The organism is Nocardioides ganghwensis, from assembly GCF_014779655.1.
Taxonomy (GTDB): Bacteria; Actinomycetota; Actinomycetes; order Propionibacteriales; family Nocardioidaceae; genus Nocardioides; species Nocardioides ganghwensis.
In genome coordinates this window covers 143687-155861 of sequence record NZ_JACXYX010000007.1, presented here as the reverse complement: position 1 = coordinate 155861, position 12175 = coordinate 143687, and the positions used below count along the sequence as shown (strand labels likewise).

The window sequence follows — 12175 nt, the reverse complement described above, 5'->3', positions numbered from 1 at the left end:
CGGCCCGGCCACCGTCGGGTTCCCGCCGTCCGCGGCGGGAATCCCCGGATTGGCGCCGTTGTTCACACCGGTGGCACACTTGTGCGTCGGTTCCGGTTCACGTCACTACGCGATCCACGCGGGCGACCCGGAGCAATTCGAGAGGACACCATGAAGAAGGACACCCACCCCGAGTACGTCGAGACCCAGGTGACCTGCACCTGCGGCGCGTCGTTCACCACCCGCAGCACCGCGACCTCCGGCTCGATCCACGCCGATGTCTGCTCGCAGTGCCACCCGTTCTACACCGGCAAGCAGAAGATCCTCGACACCGGCGGCCGCGTCGCCCGCTTCGAGTCCCGCTACGGCAAGAAGGCTGCTGCCGAGAGCAAGTAGTCCACGTCAGGCGCCGGTCGCCCGCTCACCGCGGGTGGCCGGCGCCTTGTCGTCTGTCCGGGCTGACGTCCGGGTCCGTACGGGAAGCCGGCACACGAGCCGGTCGATGAGGGAGCAGGAGCACGATGTTCGAGGCCGTCGAGGGCATGCGCGAGGAGCACGCCGAGCTCGAGCAGCGCCTGGCACTGCCCGAGACCCACGCTGACCAGCGCCTGGCCAAGCAGCTCAACCAGCGGTACGCCGAGCTGAGCGCCGTCGTGTCGACCTGGCAGGAGTGGCGCCAGCTCGGTGACGACGCCGAGGCGGCGCGCGAGCTCGCCCCCGAGGACCCCGCGTTCGCCCGGGAGGCCGAGGAGCTCGCGGCCCGGCGCGAGGCGGTGGGGGAGCGGCTGCGCCGGCTCCTGGTGCCCCGCGACGCCGCCGACGGCAAGGACGCCCTGCTGGAGATCAAGTCCGGGGAGGGCGGCGAGGAGTCGGCCCTGTTCGCCGGCGACCTGCTCCGGATGTACTCCCGCTACGCCGAGACCCGCGGCTGGAGCGTGGAGGTGCTCGACGCCACCGAGTCCGACCTCGGCGGCTACAAGTCGGTCACGGCCGCGGTCAAGGCGCGCGGCACGGTCGAGCCCGGGCAGGCGCCGTACGCCCTGCTCAAGTTCGAGGGCGGCGTGCACCGCGTCCAGCGCGTCCCGGTCACCGAGTCGCAGGGCCGCGTCCACACCTCGGCCGCCGGGGTGCTCGTGTCGCCCGAGGCGGAGCCGGTCGACGTGACCATCGACGACAACGACCTGCGCATCGACGTCTACCGCTCCAGCGGGCCCGGTGGGCAGAGCGTCAACACCACCGACTCGGCCGTCCGCATCACCCACCTGCCCACCGGCATCGTGGCGAGCTGCCAGAACGAGAAGAGCCAGCTGCAGAACAAGGAGTCCGCGATGCGGATCCTGCGCTCGCGGCTGCTCCAGGCCGCCCAGGACGCCGCGGACGCGGAGGCCAGCGACGCCCGGCGCTCGCAGGTGCGCACCGTCGACCGCTCGGAGCGGATCCGCACCTACAACTTCCCCGAGAACCGGATCTCCGACCACCGCACGGGCTACAAGTCCTACAACCTCGACCAGGTCCTCGACGGCGACCTCCAGCCGGTGCTCGACTCTTGCGTGGAGACCGACATGGCGGCCCGGCTCGCGGCGCTGGAGTCCTGAGGTGCGCGCCACCGCGGCCCGGCGCGCGGCGGCCCAGCGGCTCCGCGAGGCCAGCGTGGCCTCGCCGGAGCGCGATGCCGACCTGCTCCTCGCGCACGTCCTCGGCATCCCCCTGGGGCGGCTGCCGCTGGTGGACGCGCTGGCGGCGCGGGAGCAGGAGGCGTACGACGCGCTGGTGGTCCGGCGAGCGGCCCGCGAGCCCCTCCAGCACCTGACCGGCACCGCCGCCTTCCGCCACGTCGAGCTGGCCGTGGGGCCCGGTGTCTTCGTGCCCCGGCCCGAGACCGAGCTGCTCGCCGGCTGGGCGATCGAGCAGGCGCAGGCCGTCGCCGCACCGGTCGTGGTCGACCTCTGCACCGGCTCGGGCGCGGTCGCTGCGGCCGTCAAGGACGAGGTCCCCGACGCAGAGGTCCACGCCGTCGAGCTCGACGAGCAGGCGTACGCCTGGGCGGAGCGCAACCTGTCCGGCACCGGTGTCGACCTGCGCCACGGCGACATGGCCACGGCCTTCGACGACCTGCTCGGCACGGTCGACGTGGTCGTGTGCAACCCGCCCTACATCCCGCTGGAGGCGTGGGAGTCCGTGGCCGCGGAGGCCCGCGACCACGACCCGCACCTGGCCCTCTTCTCGGGCCAGGACGGCCTCGACGCGATGCGGGTCCTCGAGCGCCGCGCGGCGCAGCTGCTGCGGCCCGGGGGAGTGGTCGGTGCCGAGCACGCCGACGTGCAGGGCGAGTCGGCCCCGGCCGTGTTCGCCGCCGCCGGCCGGTGGCTCGACGTGGCCGACCACCGCGACCTCGCGGGTCGGGCGCGCTACGTGACCGCCAGGCTGGCACGATGAGCGGCGTGGACAGGCTTGCGACCTCGACCGAGGAGGAGCGGGAGGCGGCGGTGACCGCCGCCGCCGGCGCCGTACGACGCGGTGAGCTGGTGGTCATCCCCACCGACACCGTCTACGGCGTCGCGGCCGACGCCTTCTCCCACGATGCCGTGCGCCGGCTGCTCGACGCCAAGGGCCGCGGCCGCGAGATGCCGCCGCCGGTGCTCGTGTCGGCGGCGACCACGCTCGACGCGCTCGCCGAGGGCGTCCCGGCGTGGGCCCGTACGCTCGTCGAGCAGTTCTGGCCCGGCCCGCTGACCCTCGTGTGCCGCCAGCAGGCCTCCCTCATGTGGGACCTGGGCGAGACCCGCGGCACGGTCGCGGTGCGGATGCCCGACGACGAGGTTGCCCTCGCCGTGCTCGAGCGCACCGGTCCGCTGGCCGTCAGCTCGGCCAACCTCACGGGGCGCCCCGCCGCGACCGACGCCGACCAGGCCGAGGAGATGCTCGGCGACGCCGTCGCGGTGATCGTCGACGGCGGCACGTCCCCCGGCGGCGAGGCCTCCACCATCGTCGACGTCACCGTCCCCGAGGGCCGCGTCCTGCGGCTCGGCGCGCTCTCCCTCGAGACCCTCAACGCCGCCATCGCCGAGCACGGCATCGTGCTCGAAGACCAGGGCTAGGCGGCGATGCGGGAGTACCTCCTCGTCTTCCTGGTGGCCCTGTCGGTCACCTACCTGCTCACGGTCGTCGCCCGCGAGATCGCGCTGCGCACCGGCGCCGTCGCCCAGGTGCGTGACCGCGACGTGCACGCCGAGCCGATCCCCTACCTCGGCGGCCTGGCGATGCTCGGCGGCCTGTGCGCGGCGTACGTCGTGGCGCGGGAGCTGCCCTTCCTCGGCCTGCGCAGCGAGGGCTTCGTGTTCAAGGACGCCGGCGTGGTGCTCATGGCCGGCGCGCTGGTGTGCGCCGTCGGGGTGATCGACGACATCTTCGAGCTCGACGCCCTGACCAAGCTCGGCGGACAGGTGCTGGCTGCCGGGCTCCTGGTCGCACTGGGGGTGCGGTTCTACTACTTCCCGGGCGCGGACGGCACCCAGTTCTCGCTCGACGACGTCCAGGGGGCGGTGCTCACCCTCGTGGTGGTCATCGGGACGATGAACGCCGTCAACTTCGTCGACGGCCTCGACGGGCTGGCCGCGGGCGTGGTCGGCATCGGCGCCGCGGCGTTCTTCCTCTACTGCTACTTCGTCTCCGCCCAGAACAACCTCACCCTCGCCACCACGGGCGCGCTGCTCAGCGCGGCCCTGGCGGGGGCCTGCGCCGGGTTCCTGCCGCACAACTTCCACCCCGCCCGCCTGTTCATGGGCGACTCCGGGTCGATGCTGATCGGGCTGGTGCTCTCGGCGAGCGCGCTGACGCTGACCGGGCAGTTCGTCGGCATGCCGGTCACCACGGGCAACAGCCTGTTCGTGACGGTGCTGCCCGTGCTCCTGCCGATCTCCCTGCTGATGGTGCCGATGGTCGACCTCGTGCTCGCCGTCGTACGCCGCACGCGGGCGGGTCGCTCGCCGATGAGCGCGGACAAGCAGCACCTGCACCACCGCCTGCTCGAGATCGGCCACTCCCAGCGCCGGGCGGTGCTGATCATGTGGATGTGGGCGGCCACCATCGCCGCGGGAGCGGTGATCGTGAGCCTGGTCGACCGCTGGTGGGTCTGGTGGAGCCTCGGCACGATGCTGGCCCTCACCGTCGCCATGACGTTCGTGCTGCCGCAGGTGCACCGACCGCGCAAGACGGGCCTGGGCGACACCGGGCTGCCGCAGAACGACGCCGTCGAGGGTCGCCTCGACGACGAGGACCTGGCCGAGCCCCCCGCTCCGGGCGTCGCTGAGCCGTCCCGGCAGCCGGGGGAGAGCGTCCCCTGACCCCGATTTGCGGGCGCTCCGGGACTTTGTGATAGTTTTCACGAGCAGTTCCGGAGGCCTTCCCGAAGGCCCGGACAGGCCCGCCAGACCCCGACAGAAACGGCCGCCGCCATGACGACCGAGAGCAGTGCGACCCCCCGTCGCAGCAGCCTCGCGCCGGGCGTACGGGTCGTCGTCCGGGCGGCTGGTCTCACGGTGCTCGCGGGCGCGCTGCTCGCCGGTGCCGCCGCTGTCGCGCACGGCGCCGAGCCGGCGGCCGCCGCGGCGGTCGGAGCCGGACTGGTCGCCCTGGTCGTGTCCTTCGGGACCTTCTCGCTCCACGTGGTCGCCAGCGCGATGCCGGCGGCGTCGCTGCTCGTCGCGCTGGTCACCTACGCCACGCAGCTGGCGATCGTGCTCCTGGTGTTCCTCGCGATCACGCGTGGAGGAGCGTTCTCCGGCGACCTGGCGCGCGGCTGGCTGGCCGCCTCGATGGTGGTCGCCACGCTCGTGTGGACCACCGCTCACCTGGTGCTCACCGCCCGCGAGCGCGTCCCCTACTTCGACCTCCCGACCGGGGGTGAGTCATGACCACCGCGACTGCTAAAGTCCGCAGCGCCATGGCCGAGTCCAGCGCCACTTCCTCCGAACCCCCGCGCAGCAGCAGTGCCCCGAGCTACCTGGTGGCCGGCGTGCTGTTCTACGGCTTCGTCGGGTGGCTGCTGGACCAGTGGCTCGGCACCCGCTTCCTGGTGGCGGCGGGGGTCCTGCTGGGCGGTGGTCTGGGCACCTACATGATGGTCGTGGCGCTCCGCCGGCAGACAGATGCCGCGCAGGGACACGACGGCAGCACGAGCAACACGACGAGCAACACGACGAGCAGCGAGGAGTCGGAGTGAGCATCACCCAGCCTGTGGCGGCAGAGGGCGGTTCGGGCTTCACGGCCCCCGGCCCCGGGAGCTTCGAGCTGCCGCCGATCTTCGGTGACGTCACCAAGCCGATGGTGCTCCTGGTGCTCTCCGCGGTCCTGGTGTTCGGCTTCTTCTACGCCGCGTCGCGCAGCGCCTCGCTGGTGCCGGGCCGCCTGCAGTACGCCGGCGAGATGGTCTACGGCTTCGTGCGCAACAACATGGCGCGCGACAACATCGGCAGCGAGCACTACATGAAGTTCGTGCCCTACCTCTTCACGCTCTTCACCTTCATCCTGGTGAACAACTACTACGGCGTGATCCCGTTCCTGCAGTTCCCGAGCTTCTCGCGCATCGGCTTCATCGTCCCGCTCGCGCTGCTGAGCTGGGGCATCTACGTCGGCGCCGGCATCTGGAAGCACGGCCCGCTCGGCTACCTCAAGCACGCCACGATGCCGGGCGGCGTGAAGGGCCCGATCCTGCTGCTGCTCGTGCCGCTGGAGTTCTTCTCCAACATCATCATCCGGCCGGTCACGCTCACCCTCCGTCTGTTCGGCAACATGTTCGCCGGCCACCTGCTGCTCATCCTGTTCGCCACCGGTGGCGCGGCCCTCCTGGCCAGCGGCAACGTCCTCTACGGCGCCGTCGGCGTGCTGTCCTTCGGGCTCGGCATCGGCGTGAGCTTCCTGGAGATGCTGGTGATGTTCCTGCAGGCCTACGTCTTCACGCTCCTGAGCTCGATGTACATCGGCGAGGCACTCGCCGACGAGCACTGATCCGCAACAACCCCACAAGTTTCGCCAAACAGCGGCGCGAGAGACGCGTCGCCGACGAAAGGAAAAGCCGTGGAAGGCTCCATCAACCTGGTCGGTCTCGGCCTGTCCGCCATCGGTCCCGGTGTCGGTATCGGCCTGATCTTCGCCGCGTTCATCTCCGGTGTCGCGCGCCAGCCCGAGGCCCAGAGCCGTCTGCAGTCGATCGCCATTCTTGGCTTCGTTCTTGCCGAGGCGCTCTTCATCATCACCGTCGCGCTCGCGTTCGTCCTGCCTCTCTGACGACCGTCGCACCCCAGCTCTAGACCGTAGGAGTTCGACTCATGGACCACATCGTCCTGGCGGCGGCGGAGGGCGAGACCCACAGTCCGGTGCTGCCGGTCTGGTCAGAGGTCATCCTCGCCCTGATCGTCTTCGCGATCCTCTTCGTCCTCATGCGCAAGTTCGTCGTACCGAACTTCGAGAAGACCTTCGCGGAGCGCACTCAGGCGATCGAGGGAGGCCTCAGCGCGGCCGAGTCCAAGCAGGCCGAGGCCGACGCCAAGCTCGCCGAGCTCGAGAAGCAGCTCGCCGACGCCCGGCACGAGGCCGCGCGCATCCGTGAGGAGGCTCGCGAGCAGGGTGCCGCGATCATCGCCGAGATGCGGGAGCAGGCCCAGGCCGAGTCCACCCGCATCGTCGAGCACGGCAAGACGCAGATCGAGGCGGAGCGCCAGCAGGCGGTCACCTCGCTGCGTGCCGAGGTGGGCGCCCTGGCGACCAGCCTGGCCGGCCGCATCGTGGGCGAGAGCCTCGACGACGAGGCTCGCCAGAGCCGCGTGGTCGACCGCTTCCTCACCGAGCTCGAGGCGCACAACGGCACGGGCTCGACCTCGGGGAGCGTCAACTGATGATGCGAGGAGCGTCTGCCGACGCCTACGCCGCAGCCGCCGAGGCCCTTCCGGCCTCCGGCGACCTCGGCCGGGTGGCTCAGGACCTGTTCGGAGTCTCGGACCTCGTCCGCTCCGAGCCGGGTCTGCGGCGCGTCGCCACGGACGCGTCGGTCCCCGGCGCGGCCAAGGCGGAGCTGCTTCGCAGCGTGCTCACCGGGAAGGTCTCGACCGAGGCCCTCGACGTGGTGAGCGCGGCTGTCTCCCAGCGCTGGAGCGCCGGGCGCGACCTGCCCGATGCCCTGGAGGAGCTGGGCGTCGTGGCAGCGGTTCGCTCGACCGGCAGCGACGTGGCCCGACTCGAGGACGAGATCTTCGCCGTGGGTCGGCTCGTGCAGGCCAACCCGGAGCTGCGCGACGCGCTCTCCGACCCTGCTCGCAGCCGCGACGACAAGTCCGCCCTGATCAGCGGCCTGCTGGGCGACAAGGTCCTTCCAGCGACCATCGCCCTCGTGCAGCAGTCGCTCTCGGGCAGCCACCGCACGGTTACGGTGGCCCTCGCCAGCTACCAGAAGGTGGCCGCCGAGGTCCGTGGGCAGGGCGTGGCGACGGTCCGCGTCGCGCAGCCGCTCGCCCAGGCCGAGCGTGACCGGCTGGCCGCGGCCCTCGCAGGCACCTATGGTCGCGAGGTGCACCTCAACGTCATCGTGGACCGCGACGTCATCGGTGGCATCCGCGTCGAGATCGGCGACGACGTCATCGACGGAACCGTCTCGACCCGCCTCGACGAGGCCGGGCGCAAGCTCGCCGGCTGACCCGTGACCGACATCCAAGAACTTTTCGAGCAGACCCAGAGAACAGGTGAGATGAAATGACGGAGCTGTCCATCCGTCCGGACGAGATCCGCGACGCTCTTCAGCGCTTCGTGTCGGACTACAAGCCCGAGTCGGCCAGCAAGGAAGAGGTCGGCACCGTGGCCGAGGCCGCGGACGGCATCGCCCGTGTCAGCGGCCTGCCCTCCGTGATGGCCAACGAGCTGCTGGAGTTCGAGGACGGCACGCTCGGCATCGCGCTGAACCTCGACACCCGCGAGGTCGGCGTCGTCGTCCTGGGCGACTTCGACAAGATCGAGGAGGGTCAGGTCGTGCGTCGCACGGGCGAGATCCTCTCGGTCCCCGTCGGCGACGGCTACCTCGGCCGCGTGGTCGACCCGCTCGGCACCGCGATCGACGGCCTCGGCGAGATCACCCCGCTCGAGGGCCGTCGCGCGCTCGAGCTGCAGGCTCCGGGCGTCATGGTGCGCAAGTCGGTGCACGAGCCCCTCGCGACCGGTATCAAGGCGATCGACGCCCTGACGCCCATCGGCCGCGGTCAGCGCCAGCTGATCATCGGTGACCGCTCGACCGGCAAGACCACGATCGCCATCGACACGATCATCAACCAGAAGGCTAACTGGGAGTCCGGTGACCCCGACAAGCAGGTGCGCTGCATCTATGTCGCGATCGGTCAGAAGGGCTCGACCATCGCCGCTGTGCGTGGCGCCCTGGAGGAGGCCGGCGCGCTCGAGTACACCACGATCGTGGCCTCGCCCGCGTCCGACTCCGCCGGCTTCAAGTACCTCGCCCCCTACACCGGCTCGGCCATCGGCCAGCACTGGATGTACGAGGGCAAGCACGTCCTGATCGTGTTCGACGACCTGACCAAGCAGGCCGAGGCCTACCGCGCCGTGTCGCTGCTGCTGCGTCGTCCGCCGGGCCGCGAGGCCTACCCCGGCGACGTGTTCTACCTGCACAGCCGGCTGCTCGAGCGTTGCGCCAAGCTCTCCGACGAGATGGGCAAGGGCTCGATGACGGGTCTGCCCATCATCGAGACCAAGGCCAACGACGTCTCGGCGTTCATCCCGACCAACGTCATCTCCATCACCGACGGCCAGATCTTCCTGCAGTCCGACCTGTTCGCCGCCAACCAGCGCCCCGCCATCGACGTGGGCGTCTCGGTCTCGCGCGTGGGTGGCTCGGCCATGACCAAGGCGATGAAGGCCGTCACCGGATCGCTCAAGGTCGACCTGGCGCAGTTCCGCGCCATGGAGGCGTTCGCGATGTTCGCCTCCGACCTCGACGCCGCGTCCCGCCAGCAGCTCGACCGCGGTCAGCGCCTGATGGCGCTGCTCAAGCAGCCGCAGTACTCGCCCTACCCGGTCGAGGAGATGACGGTCTCGCTGTGGACGGGCACCTCGGGTCGGCTCGACAAGGTCCCGACCGACGACGTGCTGCGGTTCGAGAACGAGTTCCTCGACTTCCTGCGTCGTAGCCACGAGGGCATCCTCGCCGGCATCCGCGAGAGCCTGAAGTTCGAGGACTCCACCGAGGACCAGCTCGCCTCGGCCTACGACTCCTTCCTCGACCAGTTCGAGACTTCCGACGGCCAGAGCATCAAGGCCGGCAAGGAAGAGCACGTCGCCCTCGAGGACGAGGACGTCGAGCAGGAGCAGATCGTCAAGCAGAAGCGGAGCTGACGCAATGGCTCTCTCCGTACGCGAGTACCGCGCGCGGATCAAGTCGACGGAGTCGATGAAGAAGATCACGCGCGCGATGGAGCTCATCGCTGCCTCGCGGATCATCAAGGCCCAGCAGCGGGCGCAGGCGGCAGCGCCGTACGCCCGCGAGCTGACCCGTGCGGTGTCGGCCGTGGCGACGTTCTCCAACGTCGACCACGCGCTGACCACCGAGCCGGAGGACCCGAAGAAGGCCGCGATCCTCATCGTCACCTCCGACCGCGGACTCGCCGGCGCCTACTCCTCGAGCGTCATCAAGGAGGCCGAGCGCCTCGTAGAGAAGCTCAAGGGCGAGGGCAAGGAGGTCGACCTCTACACCAGCGGTCGCAAGGGCGAGGCCTACTTCAAGTTCCGCCAGCGCGCGGTCGTGCAGGCCTGGACGGGTTTCTCCGACCAGCCGACCTACGACGTCGCGGCCGATATCGGCGCCACGCTGATCGCGGCCTTCCTCGCCGACGGCGAGGACAGCGACTCCGACGTGCGTGACGTCGACGAGGTCCATGTGGTCTACACGCGGTTCCGGTCGATGCTCAGCCAGGAGCCGACCGCCGTGCGCCTGCTGCCGCTGGAGGTGGTCGAGGGCACCGAGGCCCCCGACAAGGCCGACCTGCTGCCGCTCTACGAGTTCGAGCCGTCCCCCTCGGAGGTGCTCGACTCCCTGCTGCCGCGCTACGTCCAGAGCCGCATCTTCTTCGCCCTCCTGCAGGCGGCCGCCTCCGAGCTGGCCGCGCGTCAGAAGGCGATGAAGTCCGCGACGGACAACGCCGACGAGCTCATCAAGAAGTACAAGCGCATCGCCAACCAGGCACGCCAGGCTGGCATTACCCAAGAGATCAGCGAGATCGTCGGTGGCGTCAACGCCCTTGCCGACGCACAAGCCGGGAGTGAGTGAACATGACTGCCACTGTTGAAGAGACGACCACCGAGGGCAAGGGCGGCGCTGTCGGCCGCATCGCCCGGGTCATCGGCCCCGTCGTGGACATCGAGTTCCCGACCGATTCGATGCCCGCCATCTACAACGCACTGACCTGCGAGTTCGAGCTGAGCGGCGAGACCAAGTCGATCATCCTCGAGGTCGCCCAGCACATCGGTGACGGCATGGTCCGTGCCATCTCCATGAAGCCCACCGACGGCCTGGTGCGAGGCGGCCAGGTCACCGACACCGGCGAGTCGATCACTGTCCCCGTGGGTGACGCGACGCTGGGCAAGGTGTTCAACACCACCGGTGACGTGCTCAACCTCGAGGAGGGCGAGACCTTCGAGCCCGCCGAGCGTTGGGGCATCCACCGCAAGGCGCCCGCCTTCGACCAGCTGGAGTCCAAGACCCAGATGTTCGAGACCGGCATCAAGGTCATCGACCTGCTCACCCCCTACGTCCAGGGCGGCAAGATCGGGCTGTTCGGTGGCGCCGGCGTCGGCAAGACCGTGCTCATCCAGGAGATGATCGCCCGCGTCGCGAAGGACCACGGTGGTGTGTCGGTGTTCGCCGGTGTCGGCGAGCGCACCCGCGAGGGCAACGACCTCATCGTCGAGATGGAGGAGGCCGGCGTCCTCGGCCAGACCGCCCTCGTCTTCGGCCAGATGGACGAGCCGCCGGGCACCCGCCTGCGCGTCGCCCTGTCGGCCCTGACGATGGCGGAGTACTTCCGCGACGTGAAGAAGCAGGACGTGCTGCTCTTCATCGACAACATCTTCCGCTTCACCCAGGCCGGGTCCGAGGTCTCCACGCTGCTCGGTCGCATGCCGTCCGCCGTGGGCTACCAGCCCAACCTGGCCGACGAGATGGGTCAGCTGCAGGAGCGCATCACCTCGACGCGTGGTCACTCGATCACCTCGCTGCAGGCGATCTACGTCCCCGCCGACGACTACACCGACCCGGCACCGGCCACGACGTTCGCGCACCTCGACGCGACCACCGAGCTGTCCCGTGAGATCGCCTCGCTCGGCATCTACCCGGCCGTGGACCCGCTGACCTCGACCTCGCGCATCCTGGACCCGCAGTACATCGGCGAGGACCACTACCGCTGCGCCGTGCGGGTCAAGCAGATCCTGCAGCGCAACAAGGAGCTCCAGGACATCATCGCGATCCTCGGTGTCGACGAGCTCTCCGAGGAGGACAAGATCATCGTCTCGCGGGCGCGCCGCATCCAGCGGTTCCTGTCGCAGAACACCTACGTCGCCAAGCAGTTCACCGGCATCGAGGGCTCGACCGTGCCGGTCGCCGACACGATCGAGGCGTTCAACAAGATCGCCGACGGCGAGTACGACCACGTGGCCGAGCAGGCCTTCTTCATGTGCGGCGGTCTGGACGACGTCGAGCAGAAGTGGGCCGAGATCCAGAAGAGCCTCTGATGGCTGGCCTCTCCACCGACAAGGTCCTCCAGGTCGAGCTGGTCGCTGCCGACCGGCTCGTCTGGTCGGGCCAGGCCACGATGGTCATCGCCCGCACCACCGAGGGCGACGTCGGCATCCTGCCCAACCACGCGCCGCTGCTGTCCTCGATCATCGAGGGCGTCGTGGACGTGCAGACGGCGGAGGGGGAGACCTGGGTCGCAGCTGTCGACGCCGGCTTCATCTCGGTGGCCGACAACCGCGTCTCCATCCTCTCCGAGCGGGCCGAGATGTCGCACGAGATCGACCTCGAGAAGGCGCGCCAGGACCTCGAGCGGGCCAAGGAGGCCGGCGAGAACGACGACGCGGCCCAAGAGGCCGTACGTCGCGCCGAGGCACGGATCCGTGCCGTGGAGCGGGCCTCCTGACAGCTGTCCAG

The 12175-nt window shown here is 70.1% G+C and carries 15 protein-coding genes; all 15 read left to right on the top strand.

The annotated features are described in order from the left end of the window. The first annotated feature begins 150 nt into the window (after positions 1 to 150). The 15 genes from rpmE to IEZ24_RS10430 all read left to right on the top strand — a co-directional run bounded on the left by rpmE (position 151) and on the right by IEZ24_RS10430 (position 12164). Positions 151 to 375 (top strand): 50S ribosomal protein L31, encoded by a 225-nt coding sequence (gene rpmE / locus IEZ24_RS10500; protein ID WP_129453600.1) that lies wholly within the window; start codon positions 151 to 153, stop codon positions 373 to 375. Between the two features lie 125 nt (positions 376 to 500). Continuing rightward, complete coding sequence (gene prfA / locus IEZ24_RS10495; RefSeq protein ID WP_129453599.1) at positions 501 to 1574, top strand: peptide chain release factor 1; 1074 nt, start codon at positions 501 to 503, stop codon at positions 1572 to 1574. Between the two features lies 1 nt (position 1575). Continuing rightward, complete coding sequence (prmC, locus tag IEZ24_RS10490; RefSeq protein ID WP_129453598.1) at positions 1576 to 2415, top strand: peptide chain release factor N(5)-glutamine methyltransferase; 840 nt, start codon at positions 1576 to 1578, stop codon at positions 2413 to 2415. Then, positions 2412 to 3077: an L-threonylcarbamoyladenylate synthase gene (locus tag IEZ24_RS10485; RefSeq protein ID WP_129453597.1), complete on the top strand. Its 666-nt coding sequence runs from the start codon at positions 2412 to 2414 to the stop codon at positions 3075 to 3077. The genes prmC and IEZ24_RS10485 overlap by 4 nt, the downstream gene beginning before the upstream one ends. A gap of 6 nt (positions 3078 to 3083) precedes the next feature. Continuing rightward, on the top strand, positions 3084 to 4322 hold the full coding sequence (locus IEZ24_RS10480; RefSeq protein WP_129453596.1) for an MraY family glycosyltransferase: 1239 nt from the start codon (positions 3084 to 3086) through the stop codon (positions 4320 to 4322). 111 nt (positions 4323 to 4433) lie between these two features. Then, entirely contained in the window at positions 4434 to 4892 is a 459-nt protein-coding gene (locus tag IEZ24_RS10475; RefSeq protein ID WP_129453595.1) for a hypothetical protein, read from the top strand. A gap of 29 nt (positions 4893 to 4921) precedes the next feature. Beyond that, a complete protein-coding gene (locus IEZ24_RS10470) occupies positions 4922 to 5200 on the top strand; it encodes an AtpZ/AtpI family protein (RefSeq protein WP_129453687.1) in 279 nt (92 codons plus the stop codon). Beyond that, the gene (gene atpB / locus IEZ24_RS10465) at positions 5197 to 5985 is read left to right on the top strand and encodes a F0F1 ATP synthase subunit A (RefSeq protein WP_242498383.1); all 789 of its coding nucleotides are present in this window, start codon (positions 5197 to 5199) and stop codon (positions 5983 to 5985) included. Before IEZ24_RS10470 ends, atpB begins: the two co-directional genes overlap by 4 nt. A 69-nt stretch (positions 5986 to 6054) precedes the next feature. Then, positions 6055 to 6264 (top strand): ATP synthase F0 subunit C, encoded by a 210-nt coding sequence (atpE, locus tag IEZ24_RS10460; RefSeq protein WP_030482691.1) that lies wholly within the window; start codon positions 6055 to 6057, stop codon positions 6262 to 6264. Between the two features lie 41 nt (positions 6265 to 6305). Next, positions 6306 to 6872: a F0F1 ATP synthase subunit B gene (locus tag IEZ24_RS10455; RefSeq protein WP_129453594.1), complete on the top strand. Its 567-nt coding sequence runs from the start codon at positions 6306 to 6308 to the stop codon at positions 6870 to 6872. After that, positions 6872 to 7666 (top strand): F0F1 ATP synthase subunit delta, encoded by a 795-nt coding sequence (locus IEZ24_RS10450; RefSeq protein ID WP_224745146.1) that lies wholly within the window; start codon positions 6872 to 6874, stop codon positions 7664 to 7666. The genes IEZ24_RS10455 and IEZ24_RS10450 overlap by 1 nt, the downstream gene beginning before the upstream one ends. Before the next feature lie 56 nt (positions 7667 to 7722). Then, a complete protein-coding gene (atpA, locus tag IEZ24_RS10445) occupies positions 7723 to 9366 on the top strand; it encodes a F0F1 ATP synthase subunit alpha (RefSeq protein ID WP_129453592.1) in 1644 nt (547 codons plus the stop codon). A 4-nt stretch (positions 9367 to 9370) separates the two neighbouring features. Continuing rightward, positions 9371 to 10297, top strand: coding sequence for a F0F1 ATP synthase subunit gamma (locus IEZ24_RS10440; RefSeq protein WP_129453591.1), 927 nt, complete (start codon positions 9371 to 9373; stop codon positions 10295 to 10297). Positions 10298 to 10299: 2 nt separating this feature from the next. Further along, positions 10300 to 11757 carry a F0F1 ATP synthase subunit beta gene (gene atpD, locus IEZ24_RS10435; protein WP_129453590.1) on the top strand — a complete coding sequence of 486 codons (1458 nt, stop codon included), beginning with the start codon at positions 10300 to 10302 and terminating at the stop codon, positions 11755 to 11757. Next, positions 11757 to 12164, top strand: a complete 408-nt coding sequence (locus IEZ24_RS10430; RefSeq protein ID WP_129453589.1) for a F0F1 ATP synthase subunit epsilon — start codon at positions 11757 to 11759, stop codon at positions 12162 to 12164. The genes atpD and IEZ24_RS10430 overlap by 1 nt, the downstream gene beginning before the upstream one ends. Positions 12165 to 12175 lie beyond the last annotated feature (11 nt).